Origin of the sequence: Nocardioides psychrotolerans (assembly GCF_900113685.1) — a bacterium.
Taxonomy (GTDB): Bacteria; Actinomycetota; Actinomycetes; order Propionibacteriales; family Nocardioidaceae; genus Nocardioides; species Nocardioides psychrotolerans.
This window is the reverse complement of the sequence record NZ_FOQG01000025.1, coordinates 13,460-31,630: the sequence shown is the minus strand read 5'-3', so window position 1 is coordinate 31,630 and position 18,171 is coordinate 13,460. Positions and strand designations below refer to the sequence as shown.

The 18,171-nt window shown below is 67.0% G+C and carries 21 protein-coding genes and 4 tRNA genes; 17 read left to right on the top strand and 8 right to left on the bottom strand.

The window, feature by feature from the left end; genetic code table 11:
- Positions 1 to 26: 26 nt before the first annotated feature.
- The 4 genes from BM204_RS20450 (at position 27) to BM204_RS20435 (ending at position 4,751) form a co-directional block, all read left to right on the top strand.
- Positions 27 to 1,415: a putative type IV secretion/conjugal transfer ATPase gene (locus BM204_RS20450; RefSeq protein WP_439895901.1), complete on the top strand. Its 1,389-nt coding sequence runs from the start codon at positions 27 to 29 to the stop codon at positions 1,413 to 1,415.
- Entirely contained in the window at positions 1,412 to 2,470 is a 1,059-nt protein-coding gene (locus BM204_RS20445) for an ArdC-like ssDNA-binding domain-containing protein (RefSeq protein ID WP_091117264.1), read from the top strand. The genes BM204_RS20450 and BM204_RS20445 overlap by 4 nt, the downstream gene beginning before the upstream one ends.
- 62 nt (positions 2,471 to 2,532) lie before the next feature.
- Positions 2,533 to 2,991: a hypothetical protein gene (locus BM204_RS20440; RefSeq protein WP_091117262.1), complete on the top strand. Its 459-nt coding sequence runs from the start codon at positions 2,533 to 2,535 to the stop codon at positions 2,989 to 2,991.
- Positions 2,992 to 3,023: 32 nt separating this feature from the next.
- The gene (locus tag BM204_RS20435; protein WP_246166554.1) at positions 3,024 to 4,751 is read left to right on the top strand and encodes a type IV secretory system conjugative DNA transfer family protein; all 1,728 of its coding nucleotides are present in this window, start codon (positions 3,024 to 3,026) and stop codon (positions 4,749 to 4,751) included.
- A 97-nt stretch (positions 4,752 to 4,848) separates the two neighbouring features.
- Here BM204_RS20435 and BM204_RS20430 read toward each other — a convergent pair whose 3' ends face one another.
- Together BM204_RS20430 and BM204_RS20425 are read right to left on the bottom strand one after the other, a co-directional pair.
- On the bottom strand, positions 4,849 to 5,304 hold the full coding sequence (locus BM204_RS20430) for a hypothetical protein (RefSeq protein ID WP_091117259.1): 456 nt from the start codon (positions 5,302 to 5,304) through the stop codon (positions 4,849 to 4,851).
- Between the two features lie 14 nt (positions 5,305 to 5,318).
- Positions 5,319 to 6,626, bottom strand: coding sequence for an AAA family ATPase (locus tag BM204_RS20425; protein WP_170259287.1), 1,308 nt, complete (start codon positions 6,624 to 6,626; stop codon positions 5,319 to 5,321).
- Positions 6,627 to 6,904: 278 nt separating this feature from the next.
- Here BM204_RS20425 and BM204_RS20420 point away from each other — a divergent pair, with 278 nt between their 5' ends.
- The 5 genes from BM204_RS20420 to BM204_RS20400 all read left to right on the top strand — a co-directional run bounded on the left by BM204_RS20420 (position 6,905) and on the right by BM204_RS20400 (position 10,662).
- Complete coding sequence (locus tag BM204_RS20420) at positions 6,905 to 7,333, top strand: single-stranded DNA-binding protein (protein ID WP_091117255.1); 429 nt, start codon at positions 6,905 to 6,907, stop codon at positions 7,331 to 7,333.
- A 16-nt stretch (positions 7,334 to 7,349) separates the two neighbouring features.
- The gene (locus BM204_RS20415; RefSeq protein ID WP_218031358.1) at positions 7,350 to 7,940 is read left to right on the top strand and encodes a hypothetical protein; all 591 of its coding nucleotides are present in this window, start codon (positions 7,350 to 7,352) and stop codon (positions 7,938 to 7,940) included.
- Between the two features lie 132 nt (positions 7,941 to 8,072).
- A complete protein-coding gene (locus tag BM204_RS20410) occupies positions 8,073 to 8,372 on the top strand; it encodes a hypothetical protein (RefSeq protein WP_091117254.1) in 300 nt (99 codons plus the stop codon).
- Positions 8,372 to 9,688 carry a hypothetical protein gene (locus BM204_RS20405; protein WP_091117252.1) on the top strand — a complete coding sequence of 439 codons (1,317 nt, stop codon included), beginning with the start codon at positions 8,372 to 8,374 and terminating at the stop codon, positions 9,686 to 9,688. The genes BM204_RS20410 and BM204_RS20405 overlap by 1 nt, the downstream gene beginning before the upstream one ends.
- A 740-nt stretch (positions 9,689 to 10,428) precedes the next feature.
- Positions 10,429 to 10,662, top strand: a complete 234-nt coding sequence (locus BM204_RS20400; RefSeq protein WP_091117251.1) for a helix-turn-helix domain-containing protein — start codon at positions 10,429 to 10,431, stop codon at positions 10,660 to 10,662.
- 94 nt (positions 10,663 to 10,756) lie between these two features.
- Here the strand turns inward: BM204_RS20400 and BM204_RS20395 are convergent.
- A tRNA-Val gene (locus BM204_RS20395) sits at positions 10,757 to 10,828 on the bottom strand.
- 192 nt (positions 10,829 to 11,020) lie between these two features.
- On the opposite strand from BM204_RS20395, the gene BM204_RS20390 reads away from it, so the two are divergent.
- On the top strand, positions 11,021 to 11,458 hold the full coding sequence (locus BM204_RS20390) for an SsgA family sporulation/cell division regulator (RefSeq protein WP_091117249.1): 438 nt from the start codon (positions 11,021 to 11,023) through the stop codon (positions 11,456 to 11,458).
- Here BM204_RS20390 and BM204_RS20385 read toward each other — a convergent pair.
- Entirely contained in the window at positions 11,444 to 12,265 is an 822-nt protein-coding gene (locus BM204_RS20385; protein WP_091117248.1) for an aminotransferase class IV, read from the bottom strand. The genes BM204_RS20390 and BM204_RS20385 overlap by 15 nt on opposite strands.
- A gap of 165 nt (positions 12,266 to 12,430) precedes the next feature.
- On the opposite strand from BM204_RS20385, the gene BM204_RS20380 reads away from it, so the two are divergent.
- The 4 genes from BM204_RS20380 to arr all read left to right on the top strand — a co-directional run bounded on the left by BM204_RS20380 (position 12,431) and on the right by arr (position 13,282).
- A tRNA-Gly gene (locus BM204_RS20380) sits at positions 12,431 to 12,503 on the top strand.
- Positions 12,504 to 12,535: 32 nt separating this feature from the next.
- Positions 12,536 to 12,609 (top strand) — tRNA-Cys (locus BM204_RS20375).
- Between the two features lie 18 nt (positions 12,610 to 12,627).
- Positions 12,628 to 12,699, top strand: a tRNA-Val gene (locus tag BM204_RS20370).
- 142 nt (positions 12,700 to 12,841) lie between these two features.
- On the top strand, positions 12,842 to 13,282 hold the full coding sequence (gene arr, locus BM204_RS20365; protein ID WP_091117246.1) for an NAD(+)--rifampin ADP-ribosyltransferase: 441 nt from the start codon (positions 12,842 to 12,844) through the stop codon (positions 13,280 to 13,282).
- Between the two features lie 73 nt (positions 13,283 to 13,355).
- On the opposite strand, the gene BM204_RS20360 is transcribed toward arr, so the two are convergent.
- Positions 13,356 to 13,559, bottom strand: coding sequence for a cold-shock protein (locus tag BM204_RS20360; RefSeq protein ID WP_091117245.1), 204 nt, complete (start codon positions 13,557 to 13,559; stop codon positions 13,356 to 13,358).
- Positions 13,560 to 13,776: 217 nt separating this feature from the next.
- Entirely contained in the window at positions 13,777 to 14,163 is a 387-nt protein-coding gene (locus BM204_RS20355; protein ID WP_091117243.1) for a VOC family protein, read from the bottom strand.
- A 264-nt stretch (positions 14,164 to 14,427) separates the two neighbouring features.
- Between BM204_RS20355 and BM204_RS20350 the strand changes: the two genes are divergently transcribed.
- The 3 genes from BM204_RS20350 (at position 14,428) to BM204_RS20340 (ending at position 16,318) form a co-directional block, all read left to right on the top strand.
- The gene (locus tag BM204_RS20350; RefSeq protein ID WP_091117242.1) at positions 14,428 to 15,024 is read left to right on the top strand and encodes a hypothetical protein; all 597 of its coding nucleotides are present in this window, start codon (positions 14,428 to 14,430) and stop codon (positions 15,022 to 15,024) included.
- A gap of 274 nt (positions 15,025 to 15,298) precedes the next feature.
- Positions 15,299 to 15,721 (top strand): helix-turn-helix domain-containing protein, encoded by a 423-nt coding sequence (locus BM204_RS20345; protein ID WP_246166552.1) that lies wholly within the window; start codon positions 15,299 to 15,301, stop codon positions 15,719 to 15,721.
- A gap of 204 nt (positions 15,722 to 15,925) precedes the next feature.
- On the top strand, positions 15,926 to 16,318 hold the full coding sequence (locus BM204_RS20340; RefSeq protein ID WP_091117240.1) for a hypothetical protein: 393 nt from the start codon (positions 15,926 to 15,928) through the stop codon (positions 16,316 to 16,318).
- Between the two features lie 413 nt (positions 16,319 to 16,731).
- Here the strand turns inward: BM204_RS20340 and BM204_RS20335 are convergent, their stop codons facing one another.
- Together BM204_RS20335 and BM204_RS20330 are read right to left on the bottom strand one after the other, a co-directional pair.
- Entirely contained in the window at positions 16,732 to 16,944 is a 213-nt protein-coding gene (locus BM204_RS20335; protein WP_246166550.1) for a hypothetical protein, read from the bottom strand.
- 127 nt (positions 16,945 to 17,071) lie between these two features.
- Positions 17,072 to 18,163 (bottom strand): potassium channel family protein, encoded by a 1,092-nt coding sequence (locus BM204_RS20330; protein ID WP_091117237.1) that lies wholly within the window; start codon positions 18,161 to 18,163, stop codon positions 17,072 to 17,074.
- Positions 18,164 to 18,171: the final 8 nt, after the last annotated feature.

Genomic DNA, 18,171 nt, shown 5'->3' with positions numbered 1-18,171 from the left:
GGGCTGCGCATAAGGCGTCAGCGAAGGTGAAGGCCGATGCCCTGGTTGCCGAAAGGAAGGAGACCGTCGTACTGCCGCGCGCCGGTGAGGCTGGACCTGCCGCTCTGCGTACGCCGGGACGCCTGCGGCTTCCTCGGCATCAGGACACATCCGCAACCCTCGCTGGCGCCTACCCGTTCCTCGCCGAAGGCGGGCTCGGAAGCGACGGTGTATTCGTGGGCCAGGATCTCTACTCAGGCTCATCGTTCGTCTACGACCCGTGGGTGCTCTACCAACGCGGGCTCATCACCGCGCCGAACATCGTGCTCGCGGGAATTGTCGGGTCCGGGAAATCGGCGCTGGCCAAAAGCCTCTACACGCGGTCGATCCCGTTCGGGCGCCGCGTCTATGTCCCCGGTGACCCGAAGGGTGAACACACCGCTGTAGCGGAAGCCGTGGGCGGGAAGGCCATCGCGCTCGGGCACGGGATGAGCAACCGCCTCAACCCACTCGACGAGGGCCACCGCCCCAGCGGTCTGGACGACGCTCAGTGGTTGGGCCAGGTGACATCGCGGCGTCGCGAACTGGTGGGCGCGCTCGCCGAGACCGTGCTCGACCGACGACTGACGCCGCTGGAGCACACCGCCATCGACGTTGCGCTGGTCGGCGCGGTCCGCTCCTCCGAGGTACCGGTACTCCCGATGGTGGTCGCCCGACTGCTCGCACCCGACAGGTCCGACGACCAGGACGGGCGACTGACCGAGGACGGGCGACTTGCCGGCCACGCGCTACGCCGACTCGTTGCGGGCGATCTAGCGGGGCTGTTCGACGGACCTTCGACCGTGCGGTTCGATCCGACGTTGCCGATGGTCTCGCTCGATCTGTCGCGGGTCACCGAGAACGCGATGCTGACCTCGGTGTTGATGACGTGCGCCTCGGCATGGATGGAGTCCGCCCTGCTCGACCCCAACGGCGGGCAACGGTGGGTGATCTACGACGAAGCGTGGCGGCTCATGTCGCACCCGGCTCTGTTGCGTCGGATGGACGCACACTGGCGGCTCGCACGCCATTACGGGATCGCGAACATGCTCATCTTCCACAAGCTCTCCGACCTCGACAACGTTGGCGACCAAGGCTCCGCCATGCGTGCGCTCGCCTCGTCGCTTCTGGCGAATGCCGAGACCCGCGTGGTCTACCGGCAGGAGTCCGACCAACTCGGCACGACGGCGACCGCGCTCGGGCTGACCGGCACCGAGCAGTCCCTGCTGCCGACGTTGGGGACCGGGCAGGGGCTGTGGCGGATCAAGGACCGCAGCTTCGTCGTGCAGCATCAGCTCCATCCCGCCGAGTTGGAACTGTTCGACACTACCGGCCGCATGACCAGCGGAGCCGAGCGTGCACCTGTCGTCCGAGAGGCAGGAGGCGGTCCCCGATGAGGCAGCAAACGCAGTCCCGCGAGGCGCGTGAGGCGAAGCTCGAAGCGATCCATGACCAGCTGACGAAGTCCGTTGCGGCACTGGTGAGCGGCGACGACTGGCGCCGGGCGCTCGAGTTCGCTGCCCGGTTTCGTTCACGGTCGTTCAACAACACGATGCTGATCTACGTCCAGCACTACGCCGCACACGAGGCCGGGCGGGTGCCCGGGCCGACGCCGACGTACGTCGCGGGGTTCAAGCAGTGGCTGAGCCTGAACCGGCAGGTAATGAAGGGCCAGTCCGGCTACGCCATCCTCGCGCCGGTCACCGGCCGCTTCGCCAGCTCGACCCCGCAGAACTCCGGGTCGTGGCGGCGGCTCGGCCTTGGCGAGAAGCCCAAGTGGGGCGAGGTGGTCCGGTCTCGGCTGGTCGGGGTGCGCCCGGCGCACGTCTGGGACATCTCCCAGACCGACGGCGACCCAATTCCAGAGCGACCGATGCCGACCGTGCTTCAAGGCATGGCGCCCGAGGGCTTGTGGGACGAGCTGGCTGCGCAGGTCGAAGCGCGGGGGTTCACGCTCAGGCAGGTGCCGGATGCGGCGGCGATCGGTGGCGCGAACGGGATCACCGACTACCCGACCCGCGAGGTCTCGGTGCGTTCCGACATGGACGCCGCCGCGCAGGTCAAGACGCTCGCGCACGAACTGGGGCACGTCATGCTCCACGGTCCGGACAACGAGGATGCAGCCATGCACCGTGGGATGGCCGAGGTCGAAGCTGAGTCTGTGGCGTTGATGATCGGCGCAGCACACGACCTGGACACGGCCTCCTACACGATCCCGTACGTGACCTCGTGGGCCAGCAGCGTGCCCGGCAAGACCCCAGTCGAGGTCGTGCAAGCGACCGCCGAGCGGGTGCGTAGGACCGCGGTGAGCATCCTCGACCAGCTCGAAACCCCGCAGGTCGGTGATGGTGATCCGCCTGGGCTCGACCGCCAGGCACTCGCGACAAAACGTGAGGCAGCCAAGGTCGAAGTGCCTGCTCGGACGGAGCCATCTGCGGTGGTCGGACTATGAGTCTCCTGCACGCGCCCGCTCCGTACCGGCGAGACCAGTCCGCCCAACTTCGGGTTCCGGTCGTGCTGCCGCTGGTGGTCGTCCGAGTCAACAAGGACGGGCTGCTTGACATCACCGTCGACCGCGAGCCCCACGACACCGACGGACCGCTGACGAGAGACGCCCTGCACCGACTGCTCAACACAATCGCCGACAACCTCGCCTCGCCGCTGAAGGTGGAGATCCACGAACTCGATGAGCCGGTCTTCACCGACTTCATCACGCTCGAACCCAAGCGCGCTGTACAGCCGCCGAGGCCCGTGCGTTCAAGTATCTCCACCTCGACGGGCGAAGTCTCCGGGGATGGGTTCCTCCCCGACGAGGAAGTCGCCGTCGCCGTGGTCGTCGCCCATCAGGTCGCCAACGCAGACGGCATCGCGCGGCTCCGGTTGCCCCCCGCCTTGTTGGCCGGTCGGTCCGGCCTCGTGGTCCTCGTCGGACAGTCCTCGGGGAAGATCGCCGTCAGCGGCGGCACAGCGTGAACTCCCGTGGCAGCTCGGTCGATGACAGCCTGGTGAACCTCGGCCTCATCCTCATCGCCTCAGTCGGCGCCCTTGCCGGAGTCCTCTGGGCCGCAGGCACAGTTGCGGGATGGCTGTCCGGCGCAGGACTACCTGCAAGCGGGCTGGAAGGCGGGTTCCGGGTGCTGGCCGACCCCGGCAACCCGGCCCGCGCTCTCGACGCTCCCGGATTGTCGGCGATCCTGTACTGGTTGGTGCTCGCGGCCCTTGCGGGGCTGCTGGCGGTAGCCGTGTGGATCGGCTGGCGGCTTGTCGCGAGCACTCGACACAAGACCTCACGCGACCCTCGCCGACTGGCCGGGGTCGCCAACGGCAGAGACGTCGCCACATCAGCGTCCGAGCGTGCCCTGCTGGCCCGCGGGCGCACGCTACGGCCATCGATGGCCCATCCGAAGGCGTCCGATGTCGGCTACCTCCTCGGTCGTTCTCGCAGCAACGGAGTGTGGGCCTCGGTCGAAGACTCGATCCTCCTGCTCGGCCCGCCTCGCTCAGGAAAGGGCCTTCACGTCGTCATCAACGCGATTCTCGACGCACCCGGCGCGGTCATCACCACCTCCACCCGGCCCGACAACATCGCCGCCACCCTCACTGCCAGGCGGCGTCGCGGGCCAGTAGCCGTCTTCGATCCACAACGGCTCGCCGAAGGACTGCCCGCCGGGCTGCGCTGGTCACCCGTCCGCGGCTGCGAAGACCCGCTCACCGCAATGATCAGAGCCACCGGGCTCGCCTCCGCCACCGGGCTATCGACCGGCGGCGTCGAGTCCGGCGGCTTCTGGGAAGGAAAGACCCGCACCGCCCTCCAATCACTCCTGCATGCAGCAGCCCTGGACAACCGGAACCCGAGCGAGTTGTTCACCTGGACGCTCTCGCCGTCCGCAGCGGCCGACGCGGTAGCAATCCTGTCCAGCCACCCCAATGCCGCGCCGGGATGGTCCGACTCGTTGGAGGCAATGATCCACTCCGATCCGCGCACCCGTGACTCGATCTGGATGGGCGTCTCCCTCGCACTGTCATGCCTGGCCGATCCGCGGGTGCTCGACGCCGTCACCCCCCGACCAGGCGAGCACTTCGACCCCCGCAAGTTCCTCACCAGCAACGGCACCCTCTACTTGCTCGCCACCGGAGCCGGGGCGGGCGCGTCCTGGCCCCTGGTCGCCGCGTTCATCGAAGACCTCGCAGAAACATCACGGCACCTGGCCGCTGGCTCCCCCGGCGCACGTCTCGATCCACCACTCCTACTGGCGCTCGACGAGATCGGGAACCTCTCACCCCTGCCCTCCCTGCCCATGCTGATGGCCGAAGGTGGCGGAACCGGCATCACCACGATGCCGGTACTCCAGTCACTGTCCCAAGCACGGGACAAGTGGGGCGACCACGCGGCTGGAGCGATCTGGGACGCAAGCATCGTCAAGGTCATCCTCGGCGGCACGTCCGCCGCCCGCGACCTCCAGGACCTCTCCGCGTTGATCGGAGAACGCGACGAGAACACCGACACGATCTCGATCGGCGACCACGGCTCCCGATCCCTGCAACGCTCGACCCGCCGCGTCCCGGTCATGCCACCCGAGACCATCCGCACCCTCCCGTTCGGGACAGCTCTAGTCCTGCTCCGGAGCGCACCACCGATCGTCACGGACCTGCGGCCGTGGACCAACCGGCCCGACGCCAGCATGCTCAAGGCTGAACGCGTTGACATCGAGTCCAAACTTCACCGTCGGTAGCGACGGCCTGGAGATTGGGACGAGGGCCGACGGCCACGAGGCAGCTTCAATCATGCACTCCGAATCACTCCAGCGCGTGTCGCGCCCCGTACCCGGCTCAGCCGAAGGCCTGCAGTTGCGAGTCGAGCGACCAAACCCGCACATCCGTGTAGGCGGTCTCGTCACGAAAGCGATCTCGCTCCACGAGGATCGCCACGTCGCCCGATGCCATCCGTTTGTCGCTAATCAGGTCCACCAAAGAGGACCCCGTTGAGTCTCCGTCGATCAACGCAGCAACAAAGCCTAGATCCCAATCAACGGCGCGCACCGTCCAGGGTGGGTTTACCTCCTGTGCAGCCGATAGGGCCCCGACTAGCCGCTCGGCAGCTGGCCGCGGGTCGCCGCCCGCGTAGAAGATCAGATTCCCGGTCTCCACGATGGTTGTGATGGGGAGGACGAACCTCGCGCCGGAATTCACAAACGCGTCGAACTGCTCCAAGACGCTCGCACGATCCTGCGAGTTGCCGTTCACCTCAATCAAGTTTGCAAAGACCGAGGTATCGATGAAGATCACCGGATTTGCGGGCACTATCGGGTCCTCCCGAGAACAAATGCCAGGGAACTGCTCGCCGACACCGGCTTCTCGACGCCCGGGCGCAGCTGATCCTCAACTGCGCTGTCTCCGAGCGAATGACGGCCGACAACTTCAAAATAATCAGGAAAGTCGGTAAGCCTGGTGACGTGGCTCCACCCCTCGTCGTCGCGGCTGGACACGATCACAGCCTTGTGATCCTCGCCGCTGAGCGCATCGAGGATTGCAGTGCTGTGGGTGGTAGCGAGAGTCTGCACCCGGCGCTCAGCGGCAGTCGCCTTGAGGCGACTGAGCAGCAAAGCCGCTTGGGATGGATGTAGACCGTTCTCAAGTTCCTCAATGACCAGAAGACGGCCAGCGTCCGCTGCAACGCCATCGGCGGGTGTGTCAAGCATGGCGGCCGCAATCGCGAGAAACCTCAACGTGCCGTCGCTCATGAGCCGTGCCGGCACTTGGCGCAGAGATCCGCCGATCTGCTCCTCCAACGTCACCATGACGTCCCCAAGATCACTTGAGACGGTGCTGAGGTCAGATACTTGGGCTTCAGAAAGTTGCCTAGTCATGCGGAGAATCTCTTGCCCTAGTCCTGGGTCACTCATGAGGCGCTCCAATGTCGCCGACAAGTTTTCGGCGTTCCGTCGGAGGTGGCTGTCCTTTGCCGGCACGTACTCCCGCATTTGGTGCGGCACTGGATCGAGGATGAAAACTCCCGTCAACGCTTCCAAGACCACCTCAGCGGCGGAATGGACCTTCCGGCCAGCCTGGGATGTTGCAGGAACTCGAGTGGCGACCTGACTCGTCAAGAGTTGGCTGGCGCGGAACGCAAGAGGCGGATTGACCCCTCGCTTTTCATTCTCCCATCGCGCCCGGATGTCGCCGGAATCCGCTTCAGGAGCGTCGGTCTTTAAGTATGAGTACGGGTCTCCTCGACGCTGGCCGGCGCGTCTAACTGACCAGAGGTGTTCGGAAACGACTTGAAGCGTCGGGCGCACCTGCACTTCGAGGTCCAGGCTTACCGTCAACCCGTCCTTGGATGCGGTGCAACCGATCGTGAAGGAGTCAGTTCCAATCGGCGCACAGCCCTCTGATCCGCCGCGGACAATGGGACCATTGCGTCCTCCGTCCAAAGCATCGCGGAGATCCGACCCACCGGCGAGTGCCTGAAGCACAGCCAGGCCGTCAATAATATTCGACTTGCCGCTGCCGTTGCGGCCCACGATCAGGGTGAGCGGTCCTATCTTGACGCGCGCGTCGCGCACACTCTTAAAAGCAGGAAGTCGGAGCTCGCGCAATTCGGCCACCATGGTTGGGATCCTACAGACAGGAGACCCCAGCCAGAGCCTCGCGTAAGCCTCGACGCCCAGTGTCCTGGGCCGGAGTATTTTCATCCCTGACATGGGTCGGTTCAAGGCCACGTCATAGTGGGCCGGAATGGACCACTGCGGAGACGGCCACCGGGAACACGCCCTCGCAGCGTGATCCACCCGGGCACCAAACAACCTTGGCTGCCCGTTCCTGCTCACACACCTGACTCCTGAGAGTGGACGCCGTCAGAGGCTCCACACGACGGCAGGAGTCAGCAATGACGATTCCCACTCAGATGAGCCTGCATGGGTTCATCGCCACCGCACCCCAGCTCAACTTCACCGGCAGCGGCGCGGCCCGCTTCTACGCCCGCGTTGGGGTCGAGCACTTCCGCAAGGAGACGGACGGCTCGTTCACCAAGCTGGATCCGACGTTCCACGACATGGTGATGTTCAGGTCGACCGCAGAGCGTGCATACGCCCGCTTTCGAGTCGGCGACCAGCTCGTTGCCTCGGGCTACATCAACGAGTACGAGCTGGAGAAGAACGGCCACGTTGAGGCCCGCGAGGAGTTCGTGGCCCGGCGCATCGGACACGACACGGTGCGTACCCGCTACAGCGTCGACCGCCCGAAGCCCGATCAGTCCGTCGAACAGCCGCCCTCGCTGTCAGTCGTCGGCAACGGTCAACCGGCTGTCGGTCTGTGATCGGCGAGGCGACCTCATGACACCCGAGTTCGACCCGGCCCAGCCGCCCCTCATCGACGAGGACCGTCATCCGGTCTTCGACAGTTGGGAGGGCGTCGAGAACATCGAGAGCCTCGACTGTGCTGAGCACGACGACGAGGAGCCTCAGCATCCGATCAACTGGAACTTGCTCACCTCCGATGAGGCTGAGGCCGAGTGGCTTGACCTAAACGCCTGGGTGAACTGGCTGCGGTCGACGTACGGGCTGCCACCCACGGTGATCCCACCGTTTTGGCACCGGCACGACGAACTGGTCTGGGAGCTTTCTGCGCTGCATCAGCACTGGCTCAACTCCTACGACCCCGAAGGGTCGCCCTCGGCGCCGCTCGCGTGGCACCGCGACTTCGGCGACGCGAGGAACCGGCTGCGCGAGTGGATCTCGACCTCAGGCACCCGACTGGACCGCGACCGCCCAACCCGGCAGACCACGTGGCCTGGTGAGGCACCCGTTCAGCCTGCAGCAGAGACGGTCATTGCCGACCGCAACGCGGACTTCGTCCAGTTCGTGCTCGACGACGTCACCGCACGTCGCCGCATCGAGGAACGCGTCCGCCTCCGAGCGTCATAGGTCTCCACACCGACTCCGCAGTCCGAGCTCGTCCACAGGCTCGGCGTTCGATCGCGACCGAACCTCGGAGTCATCTCACGGTGAACGAAGTCGCGCCCAACCGCGCCCCGCCCCGCAGGAGAAGGAGCAGACATGTTGCTCGCGCACGCCATCACCCTCGCCGAGGCCCGCTCGTACGTCGCGGCCCTGGCCGACCTCGCCCGCACCTTCGACGCCTCGGTGGAGTACGAGCGCGTCCTGCTCCAGCTCGACTGGATTCATGGCGACGAGTTCCCTGGCCTGGCCACAACCGGACTCACCGACGACCGCGATGTCCTGTATGCGGTCGCAGAGTCCGCCATCGAGGACCTGGCAGACCACGGTGTCGACGCACTCCAGGTCGAACTCGTCCTCGACATGCTCGACGCCGCACGCGCCAGGGACGTGCCCTGATGTACGGCAAGAACGGCAGCCTCCTCCGCGCCGAACTCGCAACCCTGCTCCGACAACACCGCATCCAACAGCGGCTCGGCGGACCAGGCATCCACAACGTCCCCGAGTCGACTACCGCCGAGGAACGGAAGGTCCTCGGCGAACAGATCGGCCGCTACCGCCACGCGGTTCTCGTCTGGTGTCTACAAGCCGTCCGGGCAGCCAACCCCCGGATCAACCTCGAAGGAGCCAGCGGGCGCAGCCGCGGACCCGAAGAGGAACTCGGAGACCGCCTCACCGCGGCAGTTGAAGCATCCACCGCCGGGTTTCCGCCGCTGGTCGAACTGACCACGAAGCAGGAGTTCGCGATGCTCGAGTCTTGGCGACAGGCAGCGCGCGCTGCCGCGTTGGGCGAACACGACTTCGACGCCGGCCTCGGCTACGGACGACTCAGCGACGCTGAATGCATGACCGTCCTCAGGGACGCGGCCGAGATCACCCGAGGCCTGGTTGCGCTCGACCGGCGCTACGCGGGCATCCCCGGCTGGGAGAAGCTCAAGGACCAAGGACGTCTCGGCCGGGCGGCCGAAGGCTGCGCCGCCTTCGCCGCGTCCGACGACCCCGACTACACCGTCGATCACCTCGGCTGGCGTCCATCACCCACCACCGTGGACGGACCCGCGATGCCGGGCATGCCCGGCGTACTCCAGGCCGCACACAACCTCCTGATCCACCTGACCAAGCTCCCAACCGCCCACAATCTGCGGCTCGTGCTCGACTCCCAGCGAGTCCTCTCCCACGAGGCATCACAGCGTGTCCACAACTTTGACCCCGAACTCGCCGACAAATGGCAGGCCCGCTCAGAGACCTACACCGCCTTGGTCCGCGAGAGCCGCGACCTAGGCGGCCACCTCGGCACTGGCGGACTTGCGGCGTCCGAGGGCGCCAACGCCCTCGGACGCCTCCAACAACTCCCGAGACCCGCTGTGCCCGTGTCGAAGCCGCTACGTCACCTCGACCGTCTCTTCGCCCGCGTCGACGACCGAGTCAGCGACATCATTGAGCACGGTGCGAACGAGCGGCTCTACTTCCTCCGCGTGAAGCTCCCCCGGGTGGTCGACCAGTCCGAGAGCCTCATCAAGCCCGTCCGTGAGCGGTACATTCCGATCACCTCGGCGGTTCAGACCGACCTGCTGGCCATCGTCCACACCAAACTCCGGCCCCAACCGACACCACGGCAGGCGCCTCCAGTCGGCGCGGCCCAGAGTCGCGCCGACCTTCACGCAGCGATCGTGCATCGACCCCAGGGACGCGGCGGTCCGTCGATCTCGATCTGAGTTCGAGGAACTCGGTCAGGCGGACTTGTAAGTCTCGTCTCCGACCTGAACCTCGACACGCAGGGTTCCCCGCCCTCGAGCGCGACATCTTTCGCCAAACCGGGGGCAGTCCCAGCGTCTCACAGCATCCGACCCGTTTTCGATGACCCGAATCTGGTGTCGGTAGCCGGCCTGGTCCCGACGATGCGGCTGGCCGAAACAGCTGGTCTGCACGACCTGCTTGAGCAGTGTCTGGGCGTGGACGGCGGCGCCTCGCCACCTTCGGACGTTTGAAGATCGTCGTCGTTCGGAACAGACCTTGGCTCTGAGCCTTGAGTTCCCAGCCCCGGCTCTGCCATTTCGCGCTGACGCGCGCAGCGCGCCTGCGCATGGTCCGCGCAGACTTGGACTGGCGGGACGTGCCCTCTGCCTTACCGCGATCGCGCTGCGGCCCGCTTACGGTAGTCGCGCCGTACACGACTCTGCTGGGCTCCGCTCGGTCGTTGGCCGTCTCGAACGGTCTCCCCTGACTGTCATTGGCCGCCTCACGGTCGCGATGACCTCCTCGCCTTCAGCGGAGCCTAGGGAGATCCCGCGACACAAGTGGCCGAATGACGCGAACGGGCAAAGGCTCACCCATGCCGCTCCACACAAGCCGAAGGCAACCTCCGTGGCCGCCCGCGTCGATCTGAGCGGCGCCTGGTCCGTTGCCCGGTTCAGTTGGTGCACCTGAGGGATGACCCACCTACCCAGGAGGCACCATGACGACCCAGCACGCGACCCACCGGAATCGCCACAATCTCAAGCAGCGAACGCTGCCGGTTTACCTGAGCGTCGAAGAAGCGGCGCAGGTGATGTCGGTGTCAGCCAAGACGATCAGGCGGCGCATCAGCGACGGCACGATCCCGGCCAACCAGTGCGGCCGACGCATCATCCGGATCCGTCTGGACGAGCTCGAAGCGGCTTTCCGCCGGCTGCCCTGCGCTGGCCTCTGAGCGCCAACTGGTGGACACGTAGTGGACACGCGGCCCAATTAAAACAACCCCTGAATCCTGCGTTTCCGCAGGTCAGGGGCTGTTTTATGCTCGGTGGGCGATACTGGGTTCGAACCAGTGACCTCTTCGGTGTGAACGAAGCGCGCTACCACTGCGCCAATCGCCCCTCTACTGCGGTCGCAGACTCTAACGCATGCCGACGTCGGGTTCACATGGCGACCCCTGCGACCACAGTGTGGACGTGTTTCACCACAATAGATCCAGTCCGAGGACAACCAATTAGGCTCCTGCTGCGTCTGAGGGTGTTGAGACCTGTGTCTCGCCCTCGTCGCACCGCCCTTCTCGGACTAGGAACACCATGGCGCAACCACCAGCCGCCCCCACCGTGTCGCAGGACATCACGCTGCACTGCCTCGACGACGGCGGGCAGCACGTCGCCTTCGTGGCGTCCTTCGGCTACCGCGCCGACGACCCCTACGCCGTGTGGCTGACCTTCCACATCCCCGGCGGCGACGTCAGCTGGGCCGTGGCCCGCTCGTTGCTCCTCAAGGGCCTCACCGAGCCGTCCGGCGACGGCGACATCCGGCTGTGGCCCGGGCTCGACGACGAGGGGCACGCGGTCGTGGTCCTCGACTTCCACTCCCCCAGCGGCAGCCTGCGCACGCAGGCCCGCACCGTCGCACTGCGCGTGTTCCTCGACCGCACCTGGGTCGTGGTGCCTCCGGGCGAGGAAGGCAAGCAGCTCGACCTCGAGCGCCTCGTGGGCGCCCTGCTCGGCTGGTCAGAAGCCGAATAGCTCCGGCTCGCGCGCGGCCCACGCCGCGGCGGCCGCCCGCGTGACCGGCCCCGGAGCCTCGAGCGCCCGTCCGTCCCACGCATGCACGCCTTGCACGTCGCGCGTCGTCGACACCAGGAAGACCTCGCTGGCCCGCTCGACCACCTCGAGCGGCTCGTCAACCTCGCGCCCGCCGTACCACTCCAGCAGCAGCCCGCGCGTCACGCCCGCCAGGCAGCCGCTGGCCAGCGTCGGCGTGCGCAGCTCGCCGTCGACCACGTAGAACACGTTGGAGCCGGTCCCCTCGCACAGGTGACCGGCCACGTTCCCGAACACCGCCTCGCTGGCGCCACGCCGCTGCGCCTCGGCGAGGGCGATGACGTTCTCCGCGTACGACGTGGTCTTGAGCCCGGCGGTCGCCCCCCGCTCGTTGCGGGGCCAGGACACGGTCGCCACGGCGGTCGTGTCGGGGGCCGCGGTCATCGCAGCTGCGACCACGACGAGCGTCGGTGCATGGTCACCGCGGCCCGACCCGAGGGGCGCGGGCCCTCCGGTCACGGTGATCCGCACCCGTCCGAGTGGCAGCTCCTGGCCCTCCACGACCTCCCGCACCCCTCGTCGTACGGCCTCGCCGTCGAGGGGCGGCAGCCCCAGCCCGACCGCGGAGCGGGCCAGCCGCTCGAGGTGCAGGTCGAGCGCGAAGGGGAGACCGTCGACGACCTTGATGGCCTCGAAGACGCCGTCGCCCACCGTGAAGCCGTGGTCGGTCACCGCGACCGCGGGGCCGGTCGGGTCGGTCAAGAGCTCTCCGTCGATCCATGCGCGCATGGCGACACTCTAGGAACACCCGCCCCAGGACGTCGGCACCCGGTCAGGACGCGCGGAGATGAACGGATCGCGTCGCTCGGGTGGACCCGATTTTGGACAGCGGAGAGGGATCGGGTACGTTTCTCACGTTCTTCCGAGCGAGCTCAGGCCCGCGCGGAGAGACAGGCGGACATAGCTCAGTTGGTAGAGCGCAACCTTGCCAAGGTTGAGGTCGCGAGTTCGAGTCTCGTTGTCCGCTCGGAGAGGTGCTGTTGGAGGCCTGGCCGTCACGGTGGGTTGGCCGAGAGGCGAGGCAACGGACTGCAAATCCGTGTACACGGGTTCAAATCCCGTACCCACCTCCACCATCAAAACTTCATCGCGGGCGATTGGCGCAGTGGTAGCGCGCTTCCCTGACACGGAAGAGGTCACTGGTTCAAACCCAGTATCGCCCACTCAGGTAACTCCAGGTCAGAGGCCCTCTCAGGGCCTCTTTCTCTTTCTCCATGTCCGAAGGACATCCGCTTCCGAGCAGGAGCACCAACGGCCGAGAGCGCCTTCCGCGGACGGGCCGTCGGCGACAACTACTCTCAGTTCATGAGCGCGTCGAATGAGCCGGTGCCCTTCGAGGTCTACGAAGCCGGGGTCTACCTCCACGGCACGAAGGCGCAGCTCGCTGCTGGCGAGATGGTGACCCCTGGCCGGTCGTCGAACTTCGAGGAGGGCCGGGTGATGAACCACGTCTACTTCACCGCAACACTTGACGCCGCGACCTGGGGCGCTGAGCTCGCTGCGGGTGAGGGGCGGGGCCGGGGGCGGATCTATGTCGTCGAGCCGACGGGCGACTTCGAGAACGACCCCAACGTCACGGACAAGAAGTTCCCGGGCAACCCGACGCATTCCTTCCGCAGCCGCGAGCCGCTGCGCGTCGTGGGCGAGCTCGTCGACTGGGTCGCCCACTCGAGCGAGAAGGTGCTGGCCATGAGGGCCGGCCTGGAGGCGTTGCAGCAGCGGGGTGCGGCGCAGATCGAGGACTGAGCGCCGCCCGACCGGTGCCAACAAAGCACGAAGGGCCCCGACCGCAGAAGCGGTCGAGGCCCAACGAATGAGATCAGGAGACGCGGACGTTCTCGGCCTGGGGACCCTTGGGGCCCTGGGCGAGGTCGAACTCGACCTTCTGGTTCTCGTCGAGCGACTTGTAGCCGCTGGTCTGGATAGCGGAGAAGTGGACGAAAACGTCCTCGCCGCCGTCAGCCTGCGCGATGAAGCCGAAACCCTTTTCGGCGTTGAACCACTTGACGGTGCCCTGAGCCATGATCTTTTCCCTTGTTCGTGTGCCGGGGGCGTTGTGCCCCCGTGCTGCTGAAGACATCCATTCTGTGCTGATGTCCAGCGAACCGAAAACCAGGAGTACGAGATACAAGCCGCGCATCGTGTGCGGCCAGGACGGCTTGCAGGGCCATCCCTTCAACGAAAGGAACGATACGGCATCGGTGGTGAGTTCATGTCTTCGGCGCCCACCCGATCCTCACTCAGCCGGTTTTGGCGTCGTCGATGCACATGATGTTGCCCTCGCTGTCCTTGAACCAGGCCGCGTTGCCCATCCCCTCGATCGTGGCGACGTCGCCGTCCCAGGTGGCACCCGGGATGTCGTACTGCTCGAACTCCAGGCCCTTGTCCCGCAGGGAGCGGACCTCATCAGGGACGTCCGTCACGTGCCACTGCGCGATGGTGTGACTCGCTTGGCCGGCGTAGTCGGTCTGGTAAAGGCAGAAGGTCGTTCCGCCGTTCGTGGTGTACATCAGGCCACCCGGATTCTCCGTGGCGGGAGTGAGGCCGAGCACGTCGGCGTAGAAGCTTCGTGCCCGCTCGAGGTCAGACGCTGGGACGTTCGCGATGACCAGGCTGTCATTCAACATCGGTACTCCTACCGGTCAGGAAGTGCCGAGCCGCTTCCTTCCCAAGGTAGCCCCGGAAGGGCCGTCCCGACACCCCGGCGACTGGGGCCCTCCTGCCCCGTCGTGGGCGCGCCGTCACCGAGATGCAGAAGTCGAGGGCATCGCGGCCGCCCAGGTCAACGAGGCCTACGAGGCCTACGAGCGGGTCTGGCCCGAGCTGGGCTGAGCCCCGGCCGCGGCAGCGGCGCGACAGGCCTAGGGTGAGATGGTCTCGGAAGGACTCCTATGACCTACCGCACCGCTCTGACTACTGCCCTCGCCACCGTGCTCGCTGCCGCGGCCCTCGCCCTCGCGCCCGCCACCGCGTCCGGTGCGGACCAGCCCCACGACCAACCTGACGCACGAGCCGCCCTCCCGACCAAGCGTCTCGTCAACGACCGCGGCGACCGCGACACCCAGGTCGTCGACGCGACCCGGATGATCGTGCGGTCCGCGCCGGAGCAGGGCCGCCGCGCGACCGTCTCCGTCGCTGTCCCCGACGGTCTCGTCGCCGGGAGCCAGGTGGTCTTCCACCTCAACACCGACCTCGACCCCACGCCCGAGATCGCCTACTTCGGAGCCGTGAGCTCGGAGTTCCGCGGCTACCGGATGAAGAGCTGGACCACGACCGGCGCCGAGCTGCCGCTGACCTGTGGCCGCCTGAGCGCCGCGATCGACGAGACCCGGGCCCGCCTCGCGTTCAACCCGCTCTGCATCAACAGGAACGTCAGGTCGTTCGGCGTCTCGTTCCACCTCGTCGCCGCCAGCGGCGTCGCGACGCAGGACGACTGGCTGCCCGCTCCCCGGACGTTCTCCGGACGGGTGAAGGCCTTCGCAGCCTGAGCCCACCGTCGGGTGGTTCCTCCTGCAGCCTCGGCGGCGATGCCAGGGCATCACGCCGCTTCCCCTGGCTCGCCCTGGTCCTGGCCACCGGACCGGTGACGGGTGTTGATCGGCCCGGGCGCCTCTCTTCATAGTGGTGAGCATGGTTTCGCCCCCCGAGGGTGTCGCCGTGATCAGCACCCAGGAGCTCATCCGTGGTGGCGTCACCGCGATGCTCTCCTGACAGGACGACCAGGTCATCGTCAGCCCGACCGTCCGGTCCGGAAGCGATGTCGTGATCTATGACGTGGTCGGCCTCGGGACGCGCGCGAGCGCCCGCGGCACGGTCGTCTGCGTGTCGATGAGCTCCTCCGTGGAGAAACTTCGTCGCGGTGGTCCTGGCGGTGCACCAGGGACGGGCGGCGTACACCTCGCCGACGACGGCGTGGCTGGGCAGGACACCGGGCTCTCGGTGCGCGAGGCCGACGTAACCGGGCGCATCGCCCAGGGGCTCAGCAACAGGGAGATCGCCGACCAGCTCTACCTGAGCATCAACTCGGTGAAGACCTACATCCGCACGGGGCTGCCGCAAGCTCGGGCTGACCCTGCACAGCCAGGCGGTCGCGTGGGCCATGCGCGACCGGCTCCTCGAGGACCTCGCCGCCGAGGCGTGAAGAAACCGTGGATTCAGATGACCAAGACTGAGCGGATCGTTTAAGATCCTCGTGTTGGATCGGACGGGTCGGGTGACCAGCGGGCCACTCGCACTCTTCGTCGCAGACGACCGTGACCGCCGCTCCGCCTAGGTTCAGTAGGCGGGCCGGTGGTCTTCGTCCTTCATGAGCCTCCCCCACCTCCGATGGCTCAAACCTCAAGGATCGCAGGGGTCTCCGGCGCCCCGTCCCGGCCTACGCTCGACACCATGACCCGCCACCGCTTCGCCTTCACCGCTGCCTACCGGGCACCCGCCCTGCTCTTCGGCATCACACCGCGCACGACCTGGGTCGACCTCGACGACGAGCAGCTCGCCGTGCGCTACGGACCGTGGTCGCTGCGCACCCCGCTGAGCAACGTGACCGGCGTGAAGCGCACGGGCGGCTTCGGTTGGCTCAAGACCGCCGGGCCACCGCACCTGTCTTTCGGCGACCGCGGGGTCAGCTTCACCACCAACGGCGAGGACGCCGCCTGCGTGAGCTTCCGGTGGCCGGTCGCCGGGATCGACCCGACCAGAATCCTCAAGCACCCCGGCGCCACGCTGACGCTCGAGGACGTCCCTGGCTTCATCGCCGAGCTCGAGGGTCACCTGCCTGGATGAAGCGCGGCCCGTCGAGCGCGGGATAGAACGGGGGTGTCGGCGGTCCCGGGCGGCAGGGCTTACGCAGCCCGATCGGGAGGGACGGCACACATGGGACCGCCGACACTCGAAATGACCAGGCGCCTAGTCATAAATGACCATTTCTGGCCGGTTGGCCGGGAACGGCTTCATTCGGCGCTCGCACCCACGTACTCTTTGGCAACCGAACCGCTGGTGACCCGAGACTCCAGCGGTTCGGTCTATTTCCGGGCAACTCCTCGGCGCGCGCCACGTCGATTTGAGATGGCCCTCTCGCTGTGCCACGCTCGCCACAGGCCTCGTGGACCTATCCCCCCAGGATCACGAGTCCGAGCCAGGTCGTGGTCCGCAAGGTTCATGACCTGGCTTTTTTTCATGCCCCAACCCCGGCGGTCTCAGGCCGGTGTGAGCAGTGCCGCCGGCACCCACTCCTCCACCAGCAGCCAGCCGTCCGGGCGCAGGCGGGCGGCGTAGACGACGCGGCCCTCCCAGCTCGTCACCCCTGGGCGCCACTCGACGAGCAGGCCCGGGCGCTTGGCGCCGTGCCGGTCGACGGCGTCGGCGACCCAGCAGTGCCGGGCAGGACAGGTCTCCTCCGGGTCGGGCACGGGCGAGGGCGTGCCCGGCGATCCAGCCCGGACGCGATCCGCGAGCGGAATGCCGCTCCCCTGCTTGCTCCAACCGCCCGCCATGGCCCGATCGTCTCACATGATCGAACGCCTGTTCGAGATTGGTTTAGTCTTCGTCGATGGCGAATTCTTCGTTGTGGGTGCCGGGGCGGGGTGCCCACGGCAGCTCCTTGGCGGGGCGTACGACGACCAACCGGTCGCCGCGGGCCAGCTGGGTGACCACGGGGTCGAAGTAGCGGTAGACCTTCTCGTCGCGCACGACCGAGATGACCTGGTCTGGCAGCGACTGGGGCTGCTTGCCGACCTCGCCGACCAGCAGGTCGCGCTCGGCGACCTCGAGACCCTCGCCGTAGGTCAGGAGGTCCTCCATCACCGAGCCCAGGGTCGGTGAGAGCGAGGAGAGGCCGAGCAGACGCCCGACCGCGTCAGAGGAGGTGATGACGGAGTTGGCGCCCGACTGGCGCATCAGCGGAACGTTCTCCTGCTCCTTGACCGCCGCGACGATCCACGCGTCGGGGTTGAGCTGGCGCACGGTGAGCGCGGCGAGGACGTTGGAGTCGTCGCGATTGGTGGTGATGATGATCTGGTCGGCCTCCCCCACCCCCGCGCGGCGCAGGACCTCGCGCCGGGTCGCGTCGCCCGAGACGATCGCGAGGCCGTCGGCGTGCGCGTCGGCGAGCGCGATCGAGCTGGGGTCGACGATGACGACCTCCTCGCGGTCGAGGCCGTTGTTGAGCAGCGTCTCGACGGCGCTTCGTCCCTTGGTGCCGTAGCCGATGACGACGACGTGGTGGCCCATCTTCTTCCTCCAACGAGAGACCCGGAGCATGTCCCGGCCCTGCGACGCCAGCACCTCGAGGGTGGTGCCGATCAGCAGGACGAGGAAGGCGATGCGGGCGGGGGTGATGACGAACGCGTTGATGAGGCGCGCCTGGTCGGTGAACGGCGCGATGTCGCCGTAGCCGGTCGTGCTGAGCGTGACGGTCGTGTAGTAGATCGAGTCGGTGAAGCTGACGATGTTGTCGGGATCGTTGCCGTCGACGTAGCCGCCTCGGTCGAAGTAGACCAGCAGCACGGTGCCGACGAGGATCGCGACAGCGGCCAACAAACGACGACCCAGCTCCCACCAGGGCGAGCGGACGACGTCCGGGAGAGCGATCTTGCCGCGGAAGGCACTGCCACCCTGGTCACCCGTCATGTGCTGCA

Bases quoted from the DNA above. Each gene is read 5' to 3' on its own strand.
- BM204_RS20445 (WP_091117264.1), top strand. From the start codon at position 1,412: ATGAGGCAGCAAACGCAGTCCCGCGAGGCGCGTGAGGCGAAGCTCGAA.
- BM204_RS20425 (WP_170259287.1), bottom strand. From the start codon at position 6,626: ATGGTGGCCGAATTGCGCGAGCTCCGACTTCCTGCTTTTAAGAGTGTG.
- BM204_RS20420 (WP_091117255.1), top strand. From the start codon at position 6,905: ATGACGATTCCCACTCAGATGAGCCTGCATGGGTTCATCGCCACCGCA.
- BM204_RS20415 (WP_218031358.1), top strand. From the start codon at position 7,350: ATGACACCCGAGTTCGACCCGGCCCAGCCGCCCCTCATCGACGAGGAC.
- BM204_RS20410 (WP_091117254.1), top strand. From the start codon at position 8,073: ATGTTGCTCGCGCACGCCATCACCCTCGCCGAGGCCCGCTCGTACGTC.
- BM204_RS20405 (WP_091117252.1), top strand. From the start codon at position 8,372: ATGTACGGCAAGAACGGCAGCCTCCTCCGCGCCGAACTCGCAACCCTG.
- BM204_RS20400 (WP_091117251.1), top strand. From the start codon at position 10,429: ATGACGACCCAGCACGCGACCCACCGGAATCGCCACAATCTCAAGCAG.
- BM204_RS20390 (WP_091117249.1), top strand. From the start codon at position 11,021: ATGGCGCAACCACCAGCCGCCCCCACCGTGTCGCAGGACATCACGCTG.
- BM204_RS20385 (WP_091117248.1), bottom strand. From the start codon at position 12,265: ATGCGCGCATGGATCGACGGAGAGCTCTTGACCGACCCGACCGGCCCC.
- arr (WP_091117246.1), top strand. From the start codon at position 12,842: ATGAGCGCGTCGAATGAGCCGGTGCCCTTCGAGGTCTACGAAGCCGGG.
- BM204_RS20360 (WP_091117245.1), bottom strand. From the start codon at position 13,559: ATGGCTCAGGGCACCGTCAAGTGGTTCAACGCCGAAAAGGGTTTCGGC.
- BM204_RS20355 (WP_091117243.1), bottom strand. From the start codon at position 14,163: ATGTTGAATGACAGCCTGGTCATCGCGAACGTCCCAGCGTCTGACCTC.
- BM204_RS20350 (WP_091117242.1), top strand. From the start codon at position 14,428: ATGACCTACCGCACCGCTCTGACTACTGCCCTCGCCACCGTGCTCGCT.
- BM204_RS20340 (WP_091117240.1), top strand. From the start codon at position 15,926: ATGACCCGCCACCGCTTCGCCTTCACCGCTGCCTACCGGGCACCCGCC.
- BM204_RS20330 (WP_091117237.1), bottom strand. From the start codon at position 18,163: ATGACGGGTGACCAGGGTGGCAGTGCCTTCCGCGGCAAGATCGCTCTC.